The 18,061-nt window shown below is 45.0% G+C and carries 17 protein-coding genes; 8 read left to right on the forward strand and 9 right to left on the reverse strand.

Going from position 1 to position 18,061, the window contains the following annotated elements:
* Positions 1-163 precede the first annotated feature (163 nt).
* Complete coding sequence (locus FFR00_RS14085; RefSeq protein WP_137674054.1) at positions 164-847, reverse strand: ABC transporter substrate-binding protein; 684 nt, start codon at positions 845-847, stop codon at positions 164-166.
* Between the two features lie 519 nt (positions 848-1,366).
* On the opposite strand from FFR00_RS14085, the gene FFR00_RS14090 reads away from it, so the two are divergent.
* Positions 1,367-2,557, forward strand: a complete 1,191-nt coding sequence (locus FFR00_RS14090; RefSeq protein ID WP_137674055.1) for an ROK family transcriptional regulator — start codon at positions 1,367-1,369, stop codon at positions 2,555-2,557.
* 59 nt (positions 2,558-2,616) lie between these two features.
* On the opposite strand, the gene FFR00_RS14095 is transcribed toward FFR00_RS14090, so the two are convergent.
* From FFR00_RS14095 to FFR00_RS14105, 3 genes are read right to left on the reverse strand one after another with little or no spacing between them, the layout of a single operon-like run.
* The gene (locus FFR00_RS14095; protein ID WP_137674056.1) at positions 2,617-3,030 is read right to left on the reverse strand and encodes a YeeE/YedE family protein; all 414 of its coding nucleotides are present in this window, start codon (positions 3,028-3,030) and stop codon (positions 2,617-2,619) included.
* Complete coding sequence (locus FFR00_RS14100) at positions 3,023-3,451, reverse strand: YeeE/YedE family protein (protein WP_137674057.1); 429 nt, start codon at positions 3,449-3,451, stop codon at positions 3,023-3,025. Before FFR00_RS14100 ends, FFR00_RS14095 begins: the two co-directional genes overlap by 8 nt.
* A gap of 19 nt (positions 3,452-3,470) precedes the next feature.
* Positions 3,471-3,770, reverse strand: coding sequence for a helix-turn-helix transcriptional regulator (locus FFR00_RS14105; protein ID WP_137674058.1), 300 nt, complete (start codon positions 3,768-3,770; stop codon positions 3,471-3,473).
* A 241-nt stretch (positions 3,771-4,011) separates the two neighbouring features.
* Between FFR00_RS14105 and FFR00_RS14110 the strand changes: the two genes are divergently transcribed.
* Positions 4,012-5,694 (forward strand): FAD-dependent oxidoreductase, encoded by a 1,683-nt coding sequence (locus tag FFR00_RS14110; protein WP_137674059.1) that lies wholly within the window; start codon positions 4,012-4,014, stop codon positions 5,692-5,694.
* Between the two features lie 60 nt (positions 5,695-5,754).
* Here FFR00_RS14110 and FFR00_RS14115 read toward each other — a convergent pair whose 3' ends face one another.
* On the reverse strand, positions 5,755-8,085 hold the full coding sequence (locus tag FFR00_RS14115) for a starch-binding protein (RefSeq protein ID WP_137674060.1): 2,331 nt from the start codon (positions 8,083-8,085) through the stop codon (positions 5,755-5,757).
* A gap of 466 nt (positions 8,086-8,551) precedes the next feature.
* On the opposite strand from FFR00_RS14115, the gene FFR00_RS14120 reads away from it, so the two are divergent.
* A complete protein-coding gene (locus FFR00_RS14120; protein ID WP_137674061.1) occupies positions 8,552-10,189 on the forward strand; it encodes an alpha-glucosidase in 1,638 nt (545 codons plus the stop codon).
* A 4-nt stretch (positions 10,190-10,193) separates the two neighbouring features.
* Here FFR00_RS14120 and FFR00_RS14125 read toward each other — a convergent pair whose 3' ends face one another.
* Both FFR00_RS14125 and FFR00_RS14130 read right to left on the reverse strand, forming a co-directional pair.
* Entirely contained in the window at positions 10,194-10,460 is a 267-nt protein-coding gene (locus tag FFR00_RS14125; protein ID WP_235836234.1) for a DUF2498 family protein, read from the reverse strand.
* Between the two features lie 99 nt (positions 10,461-10,559).
* A complete protein-coding gene (locus FFR00_RS14130; protein WP_137674063.1) occupies positions 10,560-11,462 on the reverse strand; it encodes a DMT family transporter in 903 nt (300 codons plus the stop codon).
* A 189-nt stretch (positions 11,463-11,651) separates the two neighbouring features.
* On the opposite strand from FFR00_RS14130, the gene FFR00_RS14135 reads away from it, so the two are divergent.
* Both FFR00_RS14135 and FFR00_RS14140 read left to right on the forward strand, forming a co-directional pair.
* Complete coding sequence (locus tag FFR00_RS14135; protein ID WP_137674064.1) at positions 11,652-12,524, forward strand: GyrI-like domain-containing protein; 873 nt, start codon at positions 11,652-11,654, stop codon at positions 12,522-12,524.
* Positions 12,525-12,537: 13 nt separating this feature from the next.
* Positions 12,538-13,455, forward strand: coding sequence for a transglutaminase domain-containing protein (locus FFR00_RS14140; protein ID WP_137674065.1), 918 nt, complete (start codon positions 12,538-12,540; stop codon positions 13,453-13,455).
* A 13-nt stretch (positions 13,456-13,468) separates the two neighbouring features.
* Here FFR00_RS14140 and FFR00_RS14145 read toward each other — a convergent pair whose 3' ends face one another.
* A complete protein-coding gene (locus FFR00_RS14145) occupies positions 13,469-13,807 on the reverse strand; it encodes a hypothetical protein (RefSeq protein WP_201798754.1) in 339 nt (112 codons plus the stop codon).
* 159 nt (positions 13,808-13,966) lie between these two features.
* Between FFR00_RS14145 and FFR00_RS14150 the strand changes: the two genes are divergently transcribed.
* Positions 13,967-14,395 carry a hypothetical protein gene (locus FFR00_RS14150; protein ID WP_137674066.1) on the forward strand — a complete coding sequence of 143 codons (429 nt, stop codon included), beginning with the start codon at positions 13,967-13,969 and terminating at the stop codon, positions 14,393-14,395.
* Between the two features lie 90 nt (positions 14,396-14,485).
* A complete protein-coding gene (yegD, locus tag FFR00_RS14155; RefSeq protein WP_137674067.1) occupies positions 14,486-15,853 on the forward strand; it encodes a molecular chaperone in 1,368 nt (455 codons plus the stop codon).
* Between the two features lie 159 nt (positions 15,854-16,012).
* Here the strand turns inward: yegD and FFR00_RS14160 are convergent, their stop codons facing one another.
* Entirely contained in the window at positions 16,013-17,272 is a 1,260-nt protein-coding gene (locus tag FFR00_RS14160) for a sensor domain-containing diguanylate cyclase (RefSeq protein ID WP_137674068.1), read from the reverse strand.
* 140 nt (positions 17,273-17,412) lie between these two features.
* On the opposite strand from FFR00_RS14160, the gene FFR00_RS14165 reads away from it, so the two are divergent.
* Positions 17,413-18,048 (forward strand): hypothetical protein, encoded by a 636-nt coding sequence (locus FFR00_RS14165; protein ID WP_137674069.1) that lies wholly within the window; start codon positions 17,413-17,415, stop codon positions 18,046-18,048.
* The last annotated feature ends 13 nt before the right edge of the window (positions 18,049-18,061 follow it).

Consider the following 18,061-nt stretch of genomic DNA (forward strand, 5'->3'; position numbering starts at 1 on the left):
TAGCGATATACAACACGATGAGACCGCACCTGAGTTTAAATATGGAAACGCCCAATCAGGTGCATAATAGAAAAGGCCAGCTACTGGAGCTGGCCTAAAAACCGTCAACCTATTTTAGGACGGGTCAGAGATAGAAAGTACATAAATCCGCGAAATGAGAGTGTTAACGGCACGCTGCTAAAGCCGTATTAAACTGCGGTAAAAACTGGGGGTGTTTCTCCAACCAATTAAAATTAAAATAAGCCGAGAGGTTTGCTTCTCGTAAGTGCTTAACCGCAATGTCTTGAGTGATATGGCCATGTTCCAGCTCAACATAATAGGTGTCAAATGGCGCCATTACAGCATCTAATCGACCCAGTTGTAGCAACTCAAATAATATATGGTAATCGTAGCGTGACTGTACGTTGGTGTATTGATGTTTAGTCATCCACTTGTGCATTGCAGAGCCATGTAATACACCTATGTTCATGGCTTTCATTTCAGCACTGTTAGTCTCAAACTCAACCTCTTGCAAACTAAACAAACTGCGATAAGTGACCACTAAAGGATCGCTTGCTTTAGCAAAATCATCACGCTCGGCCGTTTGGTTAAGAATAAATAAACCGTCAAATTTTCCTTCTTTCAGCTCTTTTTCGGCACGGCCAATTGGCCTAACATCCACTTCATAATGAACCCCAACTTCTGTCATGGCACATTGCATAATGCTCACTGTTCTGCCGCTTAAGGCATCACCGTCAACGATTTGATAGGGCGGTAAATGGTGAGTAACCAAGCGCAAAGGTTGCGCCTGAGCGGTGAATAAACAAGCAACAAATAAAGCGCAGCAGAATTTCAGTCGCGGTTTCATCAATGACACTCTTCCTTATGTAGCATCCAGCTCCCCTCATAAGTTTAGTCGCTTAAGCGCTGAGTAATGAATTTTTTGCAAAGCGCTAAGACTTTCATAAGGTGATTTACACCTCGCTAATCAAATCCGTTAATAGCGCAATAAAGTTTCATAATTTTATAAAACAAACTTAGCGGTTAAGCTTTAATCATCTTGAGCAATGTTTCAGCAAAGCCGAGTTGTAGGGCTGCATTGCACAAGAGAATGGTGAGTGAGAATTACCTTTATCAGCACTCACCGTTCGCAGCATTTCCTTTCCTTGATGGACTAAGTTTCCAAACCCCGCCCTCGTTGGCGGGTTTTTCTTGATACCCGCCAATATTTACAATATTGTCACTTACCTCATAGTGAGATATTTCAGCGCTTAATTGATATGCAATTTAGATAAGCGTGACAGAAATAACACTTCATCGAGAAACAAATTCTTATTCGCCGCAAAACGCGTATTTTTAATGTGGAAGCAGTCACTTAACCAAAAACATGAAAAAAATTACCGATACAGAGCTAATCAGAAGTGCCAATCGCCGGGAAATCATTCAAACCCTTCGTCAACATGGCGAGCTTGCTAGGGTTGAGATAGGTAATTTCACCCAACTAAGCCCGGCCACCATTACCTCAATAACCTCGGAGTTGGTGCAACAAGGCTTTATTGTTGAACAGAATGTTGTATTGGATCCCAGCAGTGGTCGTGGCCGCCCTAAAGTAAAACTGCAGCTAAACAAACAAGCGGCATTTTACCTAGCGGTTAAACTATCGATTAACGAAGTACGCTTTATGTTGGGTGATACATCTGGCGCGATTATCGCGCAAGCGACTCTTTCAATGTTAACGGTAACGCTCAATCAATCCCAGTTAGTAGACGCCCTCTCCAAAGCTATCGAAGAGTTTATTCAGCAACATAAAGTTGAACGCAGTAAGTTACTTGGTTTAGGTTTAGCCGTTCAAGGGGTTATAGAGCCCCACGGTGAAGGTATATTGTGGAGCCCTGCCGTTAAAGACCAACAACTTGAGTTAGTTGACTTACTGGCACAACAAACGCAACTGCCAGTATTTATAGCCAACGACGCAAACTGTTTAGCAGTGGCTTTAAAAAGCCTGCCCCGCTATAGCAAAGTAAATAACCTTGTCGCCATTCAACTGGGTTATGGGGTAGGCATGGGCTTGATTGTAAATGGTGAGTTTTATCAAGATGCTGGCTCAGCCGCTACTGAGTTTGGCCATACTAAATTTAGCTTAAATGGCCCACAGTGTCGTTGCGGAGGGCGCGGATGTATTGAAGCCTACGTTGGCGATTACGCGATTTATCGCGACGCAAGCGCAGTGTATAACTTGCCTCCCACCGACATGTTGCACCCTTCTGAAAAGCAAATGTTCGATCTTAATAAGCTAGCCGAAGATGAACATCAAGCTATGAGCCACATTTTTTCTCAAGCTGGTACGGTGTTAGGCATGGGCTTAGCCAATGTAATGGCACTATTTAACCCGCAAAAAATTGTTATTTCAGGCCCTGGGGTACGTGCCTTTGACTATATGAAAGAGTCGATGACTAAAACCCTATCTGAAAATCTATTGCCTTATCACAATGTCGATAACGTGGTAGAAAAATACAATTGGGATGAAGACATGGCCGGCATTGGCATGATTGCCATTATGCAGCAACACACCGACTAACCACGTGTAGCGTAATCAAAAAAGGGAGCTCAGCTCCCTTTTTTAGTTTGGTATTCAACTTACTTAAAGACTCGCTTACTCGCATAATGGCCTAGCATCATGCTGAGCAAAAACCAGTAAATCGCCGCTTCACCGCGTAATAAACTAGCCACAGCCGGCCCCGGACAAATACCCACCATGCCCCAACCAATGCCAAAAATAGCCGCGCCAATAAGTAGCTTAGGCGTAAGTATTTTTTGTGTTGAGCACTGAATAGCTTCACCGTTTACCGCGTGGCTGCGCGGTTTAATTAGCAAGTGATAAAACGGCACAAATACTAACAGCGCACCACCAATCACACAGGCCAAACTCGCATCCCAATGCCCAGTTACATCTAAAAAGTTAGCCACTTTGTAAGGATTAACCATTTGCGACACGTTCATACCAAGGCCGAATAGTAAGCCAGTCAACAAACCCACCAGTACTTTAAACATGCGCAACTCCTAAACCACCGGTTAACCAAACAACCAAGGCAGCGCTAGCCATAAACACTAGCGTTGCCACGATTGAGCGCAATGAAAATCGACCAATCCCACAAATACCATGACCACTGGTACAACCGTTCCCCAGTTGAGTCCCCACTCCCACCGCTAAGCCACCTGCAATTAACCAAGCCAAGGAGTAATCAGGCAAGGCCGCCTCACTTAAGCCCAATAAGGGGTTAAATAAAAAGCTCGCCGCCATTGCGCCAATAAAGGCAAGTCGCCAAGGCCACTCATTGCGCGAGGCTCCCCAAATCCCCCCTAAAATGCCACTAATACCGCCAGTACGACCACTAAGTAACATTAATAAAGTGACCGACAAGCCTAATAACATGCCGCCCGCGAGCGCACTCCAAGGGGTAAAATCTGTCATTACTTACTCCAAGCTCATTTCATTCACTACAAAATTGTTGCTGTAAACCGGCTAACAAGGTTTTCACCTTGGGGTCGGCTATACAATAAAACACCGTTTGCGCTTGCTTGCGCACTGCCACCAAACCTTGTTCACGCAGTACTTTTAAGTGCTGCGAAAATGCCGACTGGCTATTTTGGCTATGTTGACGCAGTTCACCCACGCTCATTTCACCCTCTCGTAATAAACACAGCACTACTAAACGATCAGGATGAGCGATGGTTTTTAAGTACTCACTCACCATACTGGCTTGCTCATGTAACTCATTTCTTGCAGGCATTGAAACCTCCTCAATTATCAGGAATTATACAAACCCCATTAAATTAGTCAAACCTAAATTAATTTAAACTTAATTAGAATATTGAGAATTAGATTAAACTAATATATAGTCATTGCAAATTAGTGAACCATCTAATGGCTCACTAACGATCTATATCAACAGTGGACGCTCAGGCTTTGATTAGGCTGTCACCACTAGCTTTGTTTATACATTTATTTGATTTAAATAGTGGGAGAGCAACATGACCAAGATTGTAATTATAGGCGGCGTAGCAGGCGGCGCATCAGCGGCCGCTAGAGCGCGTAGATTAAGTGAACAAGCAGAAATCATTATGCTGGAACGTGGCCCCTATATCTCTTTTGCAAACTGTGGTTTGCCCTACCATATAGGCGGCGATATTGAGCAGCGTGACGCCTTGTTGCTGCAAACCCCCGAGAGTTTTAAAGCTCGATTTAACGTAGATGTACGGGTAATGAACGAAGTCGTTAGCATCAACCGTAAACAAAAAACGGTCACCATTCGCGATCTTACGACCCAACAAAACTACCAAGAGTCTTACGACAAACTGGTACTTAGCCCAGGCGCTTCTCCAATTGTTCCACCCATCCCTGGGATTCAAAACTCTCGGACCTTCTCGCTACGAAACATTCCAGATATGGACAAAATCATTGCTAATATTGAGGCAAATAAACCCAAACACGCAACAGTGGTTGGCGGGGGTTTTATCGGCATTGAAATGGCAGAGGCGCTGATTCAACGTGGTATTAGCACCGGCTTAATTGAACTATCTGCCCAAGTAATGGCGCCAGTAGATCGAGAAATGGCCACGCCGCTACACCAAGAAATGCAGCACCACGGCGTAGATTTACGTTTAGGTGTGGCGCTAGAAGCGGTATTCCCTAGCCAGCAACAATCAGCCGAAGAACTCGCAGCCATAGACGAACACGGCTTAGAACTGCGCCTTAGTAACGGTGAATTACTGGAAACCGAGTTGTTGATTATGGCAATTGGCGTTAAACCTGAAACGAGCTTGGCCACACAAGCGCAGCTTGAGATAGGTGAATTAGGCGGCATAAAAGTTAATAGCGAGCTGCAAACCTCAGATCCAGACATTTTTGCCGTAGGCGACGCCATTGAAGACCCCGAATTTGTTACCGGTGATGCGGCTCTGATTCCCTTAGCTGGGCCGGCCAACCGCCAAGGTAGAATGGTAGCCAACAATATCTTTGGTGCGGGCGAACACTATAAACGCAGCCAAGGTACCGCCATTTGTAAGATTTTCGATGTAGCCGTGGCCTCTACAGGTTTAAATGAAAAAACCTTACAACGTAAAGGGCTAGACTACGACAAAGTGTACGTGCATGCAGCCAGTCATGCTGGCTACTACCCTGGCGCTCACCCCATTAACCTCAAGTTACTATTTCACCCAAAAACTGGGGCAATTTATGGCGCCCAAGCGGTAGGCAAAGACGGCATAGACAAACGCATTGATGTTATTGCCGTAGCTCAGCGCGCGGGCTTAAGTGTATTTGATTTACAAGATTTAGAACTTACCTATGCCCCACCCTTTGGTAGCGCAAAAGACGTAGTCAACCAAGCAGGTTTTGTGGCGGCAAATAGCATTAAAGGGGATACTCGACTGTGCCACAGTGAAGAGTTCAACCAACCCACCGCTCAACAGCTAATACTTGATGTGCGCAACCCCGGCGAATTAGACAAACTGGGAGCGATTCCTGGGGCAATAAACATTCCGGTGGATCAGCTTCGCGAACGTATTAACGAGCTGCCAAAAGATAAAGAAATATTGATTTATTGCATGGTAGGTTTACGCGGAAATGTGGCGTATCGTCAACTGGTTAACAATGGTTTTACCGCCAAAAACCTTAGCGGTGGATACAAAACCTGGTTAGCCAACCAAGCTTAAATAGCCGCCATAAAAAAGCCCGGTATTAAACCGGGCAAAAGCTGAGACGCATAAAAATGCTTATTGTGCGTTTACCGTAATAGCCTTGCTGGCACTATTAAAGTTAATGCGGTAAGTGGTGTTGTCTGATACTTGGTAATCGGCAGTAGGGTAAGCCTCTGTCCAATTGCCACTATCAATTTTAAAGCGCGCTGGTGCTTCTTCGCCACTAAAGCTTTGAATGGTGTAATACAAGCCACTCGTACTATCGTAATCTAACTGCGCTTTACCCCAAGCATTGGCGGTTCCACGGAAGAACCACACTTCATCACCGCCATTATCTGGATTAGTTCCGCCTACACAGTTAGTTGACGCTACCCAGCTACCCGCTACATAACACAAACTATCGCCAGTAGTATTTAAGTCGCCTGTTTGGTTAGCACCACTATCATTAAAGATAATGTTTAGGCTACTTAGTTTGGTTCCAAAGTCATGACAGTAGTAACCGTCTTTTTGCACCATAGCTACACCAGGCCACTGCGCATTAGCTACCGCTGTTTCTGCGCTAACAGACCAGTAGTAAAGCGTTGGATTGTTAAAGCCAGCTTGGTTGTCGTAACACACTTCAGTGCCACCAACAGGATCAGGGGTTATATCACCGGTAATTTCAAAGCCACAGGCCTCTAAAGTGCTCCATGCACCGCCTTTATAGCAACCAGCTCCAGCAACGCTTAAGTCTGCTGTTTTGTTTGCACCACTGTTACTGAAGATAGCGTTAACGCTAGTAAGCTCTACACCCAAATCATGACACTTGAAGTCACCATTAGTTTGCATTGCCACACCAGGCCAACTTGCATCGCTTAGGCTTCCTGCAGGTTGAGCCCCCCAGTAATAAAGCGTTGATAGGCTCTCAGAAGTACAAATTGATGTAGCCGCTACCGGAGTAGCAGGCTTAGGATCGGTGTTACAGTTAGAGGTACATGGGCAATCTGCGCCAGTACATACGTCACCAATTTTAGCACCAACATGAATAGCAGCCGCGCTATCACCACCTACAGTAAAGTTAGCTTGTCCGCCGCTTACGGTAATGGTTGCTTGGCCACTTGAGCCTGCTGCTTGATTACATTGGCCGGTGCTTTCATCAAAGTCAGCCTCAATAATATTACAGTATTGGCCATCAGGCATGCCTGTATCAAAGCTTTGGTTAATGTTGCTACCATAACGTTTGTTAATCACAACAAAGCCTAAACCACCACGACCAAAGGCGATTTGATCGTTACCACCTTGCCACCAGTTGGTGATTCGCCACTCGCCAGCAGTATGGTTACGGAAGGCCACCATGTTGGCAATGCCGCGCCACTTATGCTCACATACCCAGTTGCCGCCATTAAATCCACAAGCGTTACCCGTGTGTACACCACTGCCTGGAGGGCCCGCATCAAAGTCACCGTTAAAGTAGTAACCCGACATGATTTTTGGATAACCATAAGGGTAAGCTAAGGTGAATACATTGGCTAAGAAGTAACCGTCACCTTGTACACCATGCCAAATAGGGCCATTTGGATTATGACGCTCTTCATCATGGTTAGTAACAAAAGTAACCGCATCAGAACTCGATAGCTCCATTTGGTTACTCACATCTCTTAACCACGCAATGTTGCTATCACGAAAGGCTGGGCCAATCGCTCGAGCATAAGCAAATTCGGTTACATCACCAATGTAGGTATATTCAGTAGGACGAACCGGCTCGCCGCCAGCACCAATCACTTCTTGGAAGATATAAGGATTACCGTTTAGCTTGCCTTTAATGGCATCAATATCACCTGCTGGAATATGTTTAGCAGCGTCGATCCTAAAACCGGCAACGCCCATACCGATGGCGTCATTCATGTAGTCTGCAATTTTCTGACGAACATAATCAGAGCTAGTTTTCAGGTCATTCAAACCCACTAAATCACAGTTTTGCACTTGCCAGCGATTGCCGTAGTCAATATCGCTAGTACAAGAGTTAAAATCATTCGGCCCGTAAGGCACTTCAGGGAAGTTTCTGTCGTAGGCCGCCATGTGGTTAATTACTGCGTCTACATAAATATCTACCCCAACGTTTTTACAACGCTGCACCATGTCTTGAAATTGACCGCGATTACCGCTGCGGCTTTCAAAGGCATAACTCACTGGTTGGTAGCGGGTCCACCAGGCGTTACCGCCGATGACCTTGTTAGGTGGAGAGACTTGCACAGCGGCGAAGCCTTTAGGGCCAAGGAAGGTTTCACACTCTTGTGCTACATCTTCCCAACTCCATTCGAAGAGGTGTACAAAGGCGGTTCTTGGTGCCGCCATGGCGGTGGACGCATAGCCCAGCGCCGCACCAGCTAGCAGAGCGCTAGTGGCGAGTTTGCTAAATTTTCTCATTGTTACTTTCCCATGTAATCGTTGAGCGTCTCTTTAGACATACATCACCGCCACTCTATGGTGTTTTTTGCGGTGAGGCGGTAGACCAACTGTTGGAGAGAACCACAAGTAAAACTTAACCTTAACTATCCGTAGTCAATTTACCTCAAAAACTAATCTACGCTCATTTTTCAATCAATGGGCAGGGCGGCTCATTTATTGAGCAATTAGTCACAAATAAAAACCATTACGATAGATGATGTTTGACAGCGATCAAACTTCAAACAATTATTCTGATATTTTGTAACATTAGTAAGATAAGCAACTTATTTAACTGTAAATGATTTCCATATTTAACACTTAATCAAGTGTTTTTATCCATAGTTAATTATGTTTTTTCATTTTATTTTCTATCTGCTCTTCTCTATGTCTAAGTACAACAAAGCTTTACAATGGCACTTTACAGCCAAGTTTGTTGGAATATCTAATGGAAAAGCAGTGGTGGCATTCAGCAGTTGTTTATCAAATTTACCCACGTAGTTTTTGTGATAGTAGCGGTGATGGCAACGGCGATCTTCGCGGAATAATCAGTAAACTCCCCTACTTAGAAAAACTCGGAATTGATTTAATTTGGCTGTCTCCAGTTTACCTTTCGCCAATGAAAGACAACGGCTACGATATTGCCGACTACCAAGCCATTGATCCACGCTTTGGCAGCATGGCCGACATGCAAACGCTGATTCACACAGCCAAGCAACATAATATTGGCATCATGATGGATCTGGTATTGAACCATACCTCTGATCAGCACCAGTGGTTTCAGCAAGCCAAACAAAGCCGCGATAATCCTTATCGTGATTATTACATTTGGCGAGATCAGCCTAACCAGATTCGTTCAGTATTTAGCGGCCCCGCTTGGCAGTTCGACAACACCACTAAGCAATACTACTTTCATTTATTTGCTGATGCCCAACCAGACTTAAACTGGGAAAACCCCAAGGTAGCGACAGAAATACAGCAAATGGTTTCTTGGTGGGTAGAGCAAGGTGTTGCCGGGTTTCGCTTAGATGTCATCGATCTAATTGGCAAACAAATCGACCAAGGCATTACTGAAAACGGCCCACGCTTACACCCACTTCTGCAGCAAATGCATCAAGCTTGTTTTGCCAACAAACCACTCGTTACGGTGGGTGAAACCTGGGGCGCCACCCCAGAAATAGCCAAGTTATATTCCAACCCCCAACGACAAGAATTGTCGATGGTTTTTCAGTTTGAACATGCCTCGATAGATTGGCACCCAACACATGGTAAATGGCAAGTTCAGCCCTTTAATCTTATTAAATTAAAAGCGGTGATGAGTAAATGGCAAACCTGTTTTGATGGCGATGGTTGGAACGCGCTTTTCTGGAACAACCACGACTTACCGCGCATTGTTAGCCGTTGGGGTAACGACGGCCAATATCGAGAGCGCAGCGCTAAGTTGTTAGCCACTTTGCTGCACGGGATGCAAGGCACGCCCTATATTTACCAGGGTGAAGAGATTGCCATGACCAATGTACGGTTTGAGGACCTAGATGACTACGATGACATTGAGATAAAAAATAGTTACCAAGAAAAAGTGCTAGAACAACAAAGTCTCAGCCACCAACAGTTTATGCAAGGTGTATATTCCAGCGCCAGAGACAACGCTCGTACGCCTATGCAGTGGGGCAATAGTGTCAACGCAGGGTTTACTCAGGGCAAACCTTGGTTAGCACTTAATCCTAACTATTCGGATATCAACGTGGCGAATGCGTTAGATAGAAAGGATTCGGTGTTTTACCACTATCAGGAGCTCATTGCTTTGCGCAAGTCAGCGGAATATTCAGACACGCTCATCTACGGTGATTTTGCACTGCTATTAGCAGAACACCCGCAGGTATTTGCTTATGTGCGGCAGCATCAGCAGCAACGCTTGTTAGTGGTGGCGAATGTGAGTGAGCAAGAGCAACAGATTAGATTGAATTTGTCGGTGGAAAAAGTGGTGCTAAATAACCTTCAGCAGAATGATGAATTAGTCAGTGATTTAGAAGCACTACGCTTAGCGCCCTATCAAGCGATAGTTTATGCGCTAAGCACTCGCTAAAGACTTACTCGCTAAGAGTATATTGCTCGGATAAGCGGTGACATAACCACTTATACAAATTAAAGGCCTTTGGGCTATTTGTGGTAGGCAGTAAGTCATCGTCTAAAAAGGCTTCGCCTTTAAAAGTAAGCACATCCCCATGTTGAGAAATGTCGCGCACTTCAATGCCGGGAATGTAGTCTTCGTGTTCGCGAAGTAGCTGATTGGCTATATCGATCAGCGCTTGTTGGCTTATGGTTTGTTTAGTCATTACACCTAGATCATCGCTCAATGTTGTGCTTTAGCATACACAGATGCATCCACCGGCAATAGCGCTAAGATCAAAACTTGTGGCGCTTTTCTCAGCTTAAATAAATAACAAAATACGCAACTATTTATCAGCGTTTAAGGGCTTGGTTTTACTGCGCCATTGCTGAATCAATAAGCCACTAATTATTAACAACAATCCTATGTAAGTGGCCGATTCAATCTGTTCACCTAAAAAATAGGCAATAAAAAACAAGGACAAAAATGGCGAGATAAAAATCAGGTTACTGATACCTGCGGTGTTATGAGTAAATTTAAGCGCAAGCACCCAACAAACAAAAGCAATGCCCATTTCAAATAACCCAACATACGCGGCACCCAGCCAGGCTTTGGCATTCCAAGTGGGTAAGCCATCACTCCACCAGCAATACAACAACACCATTGGCAAACTAAAACAAAAGGCGACCAGTAAACTGGCCACCGGATCCCCGCTATTTCGAGTATTTATGATCCAATAGCCGGCCCACAATAAGGTGCTAAACAGTGCCAGTAATACCCCCGGAACACTATCAAACTGCATGGCGAGTATGTCTCCTCGCGTGGCTATCACCAATACGCCCAAATACCCTAACGCCATGGCAATTACATCTTGTTTTCGTAATTGCTGCTTTAAAAAAGGCACCGCCAATAAGGCCAGGGTTATTGCCCAAGTGTAATTTAGTGATTGAGCCTGCTGGGCGGGTAGCAAGTCGTAAGCTTTGAACAACACCAAATAATAAAGAAAAGGATTAATGGCTCCTACCAACATAAAAAAGCCCGGCCGCTGCTTAGCATAAACCCAAGCTAAAGGCAGTTTTCGCTGCCACAGTAATACGCCAGTCAGTAACAAAATGGAGCTAATAGAAGCCAATAACACCAATTGAATTGGAGTAAGCCATTGCAGCGCAAGTTTGAATGCGGTGGCTACGGTAGACCACATCAGCACTGCTGAAATGCCAAAGGCATAGGCTTTAGTTTGTGTTTTCATCAAGACATTAATATTTACGACTAAAACGCCAAGTGTATGCGGCATAACTCGCTAGCGCTAGCCTTAAATAGCTACTAATGCGGCTGTATTTATAGCCCTGCGACAAAATCTCTATATTGCGCAAGAATGGAAAAGAATCTTGGTCTGAATCTGGCTAAACTGATCTCAAATCAATGACTTGAGCAAAAAATGACAAGCCAAAGTGAGCGCATTCGCCAGGTAAAGCTGCATATCGAAAGTACTCTAGACCAAGCGCTAGATATCGCTACACTTGCGTCACTCGCTGGTTTCTCAGCCTTTCATTTTTGTCGTTTATTCCAAGCCTATGTTGGCGAGAGCATTTATGCCTATCGAAAACGCTTATTGCTTGAACGCTCCATTAAACACCTGCAATACACCGATTTAGCTCTCAGTGAAATAGCTTACCGAAGCGGTTATCAAAACCAATCATCCTATAACAAAGCTTTTAAATTGCAGTTTGCGCAAAGCCCAAATCAGGCAAGGCAACAAAAGAGCTGTATTATCACACAATCAGAGCAGCCAATACTTTCTTCCCATACCCCCTTATCGGCTGCAGAGGTAGAAGTGGTAAAACTCCCTACCATGTCAGTACTCAGTTATCGCACCAGTGGCCGTTACTTAGAGGCTGCTCCGCTAGCTTGCCAAGTTCTATTTCAGCGCTGTGAGCAACTCGGCCTCGCAATTGAGGATAGCCAGTTAATTGGTTTGCCTCACGACGACCCTAGCGTGACTCACTCTGAGCAAATTCGCTTTGATGCTTGCTTAAGCCAAAGCAACACTCTGCCAGCGAATTTATTGGTGGGGCTAGGTTTACAACAGCAGCAGTTACCCGCTGGCACCTATGCAAAATTAAGGCACCATGGCGCTTACCTGCACATATTGAGTAGCTACCAAGTTTTGTTATTGCATTGGCTGCCTCTAGCCAACTACCAGTTGCGCGACAGTGTGTGTTTAGAGTTTTATTTAGATCAGCAACCACAAAACCTTCAGCCAGACGCCTTAAACACCGATATCTATTTGCCCATTCAAGCTTCGTTATAAACGGGATCTATCCATGAATCTGCCCACTGTTTACTACACCAGCCATAGCGCAATCAGCGATCCTAAGCATTACCTAGCGCAAGCTAAAGATTGCCGATCTGATATACAAAGCTTAGTAACCATGGTTCAACAAAACTTGATTCACCCCTATTGGCTTGAGCACTATCAGTTAACCACGCCTTTTCAGACTCGCTTAGACGAATTGCAAACACGGAACGTGGAACAAAAACTTCGCTGGTTAAGTAATACCAGCAAGTCAGCGCTTCAGCCTAAAGCACCACGGCAGCGAATGATGGGAAATTGCCGAGACTTTAGTTTACTGCTGGTAAGCCTGCTACGAAGCCAAGGCATCGCCGCGCGGGCTCGTTGCGGCTTTGCGCGTTACCTAGGCATGTACCGATTTGAAGACCACTGGATATGCGAATACTGGCACCAATCACAACAGCGCTGGGTGATGGTGGACGCCCAACTAGACCTTATTCAACAAGATATCCTGAATATTCAATTTGACCCGCTCGATGTTCCACAAGAACAGTTCGTTTTTGCCGGAAAAGCTTGGCAAGACTGTCGCCTAAATCCACAACTCAGCGAGCAACACGGTATTTTGAGTTTTAAGGGTTGGCCGATAATACAGGGCAATGTAATCAGAGACATTTTTGCCCTGAGTAAAGTGGAATTATTAGCGTGGGACTGTGGTTGGGGTTTACAAGCGCACTACTTACATCACAGCGTTAAAACCGATGACGTTGAATTATTAGATACACTTGCCATGGCCAGCGCGACCTCCAATAGCCAACTAGCCATTGAACTAAGTCAGCACCCTAAGGTGGCTCTACCTAAAAACTGGAACTGGAGAAAGGCTCAAAGCATTAGCAGCTTGCTTGCTGAACTAACAACCAAGGAACCTCTGCCACTCAATAACCCAATCTGAGGGCTTAGGCATACTAGCAGGCTTCGCTCCATTCTAATGCAGTCGACAAACCAAAACGTAAGCTGTCGAATACTAAAAAGTTTGCCTCGCCGAGCTTGTTGTCTACTTGAGCAACTTGAACGTCGCCGTTAAACCCTACCGCACTGAGCTTTTTGGCCAGTTGCTCTGGTGCTTTTTCAAACACGACACTCATAAAAGGCAATAAATCACTGCGCAGCACTCCGTGATGATTAAACTGCTCAATGGCCGAACTCAACTGGTCACTATCTGTAAACTCGATAACGTCTAAAACTTGTTGCAACAACATGACTAAATAAATTCCATTTTTATCAATAGCTTGATTAAGCAGCATAGATTCTACCTTTTTCTGCGCCTCAGCGTTACCGGGAATAGTCTATTTTTAAATCAAAAGCCCATCAACATGCCACGAAAAAAGGGAGATAAAGCAAATTGACAAAAAACATATTTAAGGTATATTCCGCGAGTCTTGGACCATACGAAGCACTGATAAATGTTTAGCGTTAAAAACAACATTGTTTGGCTAGCAGTATTGTTGGGTGTTACCGCCTGCAATAGCGACAAACCACTAACCGACCAAAACTACACGCTGCACAGTAGTTACTCCATCGAAAACCTGAGTAATTACCCCTTCAGCCTTAGCATTACGCTAAATCAGCAAGTTATAACTCTTGGCGCTAGCCCTTTTAGCGGCACTATCGCCCCCGGCGAACGCCGTAGCTTGCTAGAGTTTGTTGATATTGCTAATGCTAATAACCCGCCTTCAGCTAGCTTTGAGCAACTCACTATTCAAGCGGATTTAGGCGACGGTATGCGCACGGTATACCAACAAGTCACAGACCAAGACTGGCAACACACGATAAGTAGCAATAGCAAAGAAAACTACCTGCTCACGCTGGTCGATGCAGACCTCGCCTTATAAACGACTACAATAAAGCCGCTTAGGCTGCTGTACCCGCAACCGTAAATTTGCTACCCTGCGCGGCCTTTTTATCAGTACGAGGCGCCTACCTTGAGTCAATCTATTGCTGGTTTCGACTTTGGAACATCTAACTGTGCCGTAGGCATCATGCAGGACCAACAAGCACAGTTGGTGGCGTTACCCGAACACGGTAACTACATGTCCTCAACCTTATTTGCCCCTCAATCTGAAATGATTTGTGGCTGGCTCTATCAGCAACTAGAGCAGCAAGGCAAAGCCGAGCGTTACAAACAAGCCCGCGTAAACCAGTTAAGCGCCAGCTTACGCTCAATCAAAGAACTCAAGTTAGATGGTTACGATGAGCATTTAAGCTTTGGCCAACAAGCACTTAAAGAATATCTTATCGATCCCGCCGATTGTTATTACGTGCGCTCGCCCAAATCATTTTTAGGCGCTAGTGGTATTCGCGAACGTCAACAGCAGCAGTTTGAAGACATTGCCGCCGCTATGATGTGGCACATTGCTGAGCAGGTAAAACAAACCGGCCAAGCTGAGCTAGAAAAAGTGGTGATTGGCCGTCCGGTTAACTTCCAAGGTTTGAACAGCGATCTGAGTAATCAACAAGCCATTTCTATTTTAAACAACGCCGCCAGCTTTGCCGGTTTTAAGCAAGTTGAGTTTTTGTTCGAACCCATGGCGGCCGGACTGAGCTATCAGCAACAGTTAAGCGAAGAAAAACGCGTACTAGTGATTGATATTGGTGGCGGTACCAGTGACGTATCAATGTTAGTAATGGGACCCGATTATCTCGCTATTCGCGATCATAACAACCTAGTACTGGGTTACAACGGCGAACGAATTGGCGGTAATGACTTTGATATTGCCCTCAACTTTGAAACCTTAATGCCAAGCCTTGGCGCAAAACTTCACTTGGCCAGTGGCCAACCCATGCCTATTAAACCGTTTTGGGATGCTGCCGCTATTAACGATTTTCCAGCGCAAACTCGCTTTTATGAGAAAGATACCCGCTTGTTATTACAACGCTTACTCAAAGAGCCTCAATTATCGCCCCTTAAAGGTTTGCTGCGCCTCAGTGATGAGCGATTAACCTACCAAATGAGTGCGTCCGCAGAACAAGCCAAAATAGCCTTAAGCAGCAGTGAAAAAAGCGTAGTAGATCTTAGTTATTTAGCAGAACAGCTCGAAGTAACGGTTGAGCAAACAGCTTATCAACAAGCGGCCGAGCGCTTACTTAACAGCATCGCCATGTTAAGTGATGATGTTATTACCCAAGCTGCTTGCCAACCCGATGCGATATTTTTAACCGGTGGTAGTGCTAACTCACCGATGATTAAAAACTTTTTGGCGCAACGCTATCAAGCGCCGTTAGTGAGTGGTGATAACTTTGGTAGTGTCACCAGTGGCTTGACCCTGTGGGCTAACCACATTTTTTCTTAAGCCCTATAACTGATAAACCTGAAGGGCTACTTCCTCACGATTTAGCCCTTTCTTTAACTCAACATAAAGTACTGTTTGCTCAAGCGTTCAACGGCTTTGGGCTCACCAAGCCATAGGTAGAGATGGCTTATTCGGGCTAGTTATATATTTGCTTACGTCCTATAACTCATAAACCTGCGGAGCCAATTCCACGCGGTTTTTGCCTTTTTCTTTAGCGAGATATAACGCACTATCTGCTCGCGCAACTAACGCCTCTGGGCTCACATCATAAACCGTAAGCATGGCTAAGCCCATGCTTACGGTTGCCGAAAACTTCACGCTAGCCTCAGCTTCCACCTTAAAACTCGCTAAATGCTCGCGTACTCGGTTGGCAATAATCAACGCTTGCTCTTGTAAGGTATTAGGTAGCAACAATAAAAATTCTTCGCCGCCCCAGCGACTTAAATAGTCTCCGTTGCGTAATACTTTTAGGCTTTCGATGGCAAAAATCCGCAGTGCTTCGTCACCCGCCGAATGACCATACTGGTCGTTGATTTGCTTGAAGTTGTCGATATCGAGCAATATACAGCATAAAGGTTGAAGCGAGCGTTTGCTCACTGCATATTCCTCAATCAGGGTTTTACTCATGGAGCGACGATTCATTAAACCAGTGAGGGAATCATGATTAGCCTGAAACTCCAAACGGCGCTGATCCTGATGCTGTTGTGTTACATCCATCATTACCGACTGCACCGCAGGTTTACCATTCCAACTGACTACCGCCTCACTGATGTGTATCCAGGCAGAGGTGCCGTCTCGACGGACATTTTCTGTCACTACACTATTAGTATCGACCCGACCTTGAATCAATTGCTCATGTAGCTGAATCGCTTTTTGTTGGTTTTCTTCGGGAATTAACGACAGCAAGCTACTTAACTTAAGCACCGCTTCCGGGCTGTCGTAACCCAAAATATTTGCCATTGCTTGGTTACAATACAGCGGCTCAAAAAAACGATGCACCACAATGCCTTGTAGAGAAGATTCCAGTAACAATCGATAACGTTGTTCGCTAGCATGTAATTTCTTCTCGGCTTCTATCTGCTGAGAAAAATCCACCAAGGTAATTTGCAAAGCAGGTTGGCCTTGCCACTCGGTAACATGGTCGATGGTGAGCACAGAAAACTGCTCTCCATTTTTTTTGGTATTTTCAAAGACGCGGATTTTTGGCCTAGCTTTGCCACTGATAACCGATTCATAGGCATTAATCGCCCCTTGCTGATCGTCTTCAGCAATCAGTTCGAGCAGTGAAGGTAGCGCCAGTATTTGCTCTGCGGATTCGTAACCAAACATTTGGGCGTAACGGTCGTCAGCAAACAAGGGCACAAAATTACGATGAATCACCATTCCATAATAAGCGCTAATATCACTAACCTTACCCATACGCACCTACTATTGCTAAGTATCTTTAAAGCGTAGTCAGGCTCTAGCGCTAACTCAAATAAGCGCGCCTAACTATCACTTAATTAATACTACTGTTACATTTAAATACTCTATGGCGATTCTTTTGGTAAGGACACAAAGTGTTAGCTGTGATCAAAACTGTAATGCTGTTTATTGGTTTAAGTTTAATTCTCCCCCTCAGCGCAGCTGACCGCGACACTGAAGCAACAGCAGAGCTCGACCCTCCCCAACTTAACATGCAGTTAAATGTAGAAGTAGTGGGTATAGAGCAAGCAGCTCTGCAAGCATCGCAAGCACTTAGCGACATTGCTATTAGCATCGACCAATTAGCAGCAAACCCAGAGATGAGCGAGCAACAACAGCAGCAGTTCGAACGTGCTTTTTTAGCGGTAGAACAATTGAGTAAGCAGCTTGATACCAGCCTACAGCAATTACCCAATACCGTAGCTAAAAGCACCAAACCGCTTATTCATCTAGCTGACCAACTCTCTAACAATATTCAGCGTTGGGTAGTGATTATTCTGGCGGCCCTAGTGCTGATTATTATCGTTGCTTTAGTGGCTATTTATTTTACTGTGCTGGCCCCCACCAGCCGGGCAGTAATTACTGCCACCAGCCAACTCAATCAGCTAGCCAGTAGCTTAAAAGTCACCGCTCAATTAGTAGAACAAACATCGGCTCAAAACCAAGCATTGCTGCTTCGCTTAGATACCCCTAAAACACCACGTTTTAAGCAGCGACACATTAGGCAATAAAAAAGGCCAGCTC

The sequence above is a fragment of the Agarivorans sp. Toyoura001 genome (assembly GCF_005405585.1).
Taxonomy (GTDB): Bacteria; Pseudomonadota; Gammaproteobacteria; order Enterobacterales; family Celerinatantimonadaceae; genus Agarivorans.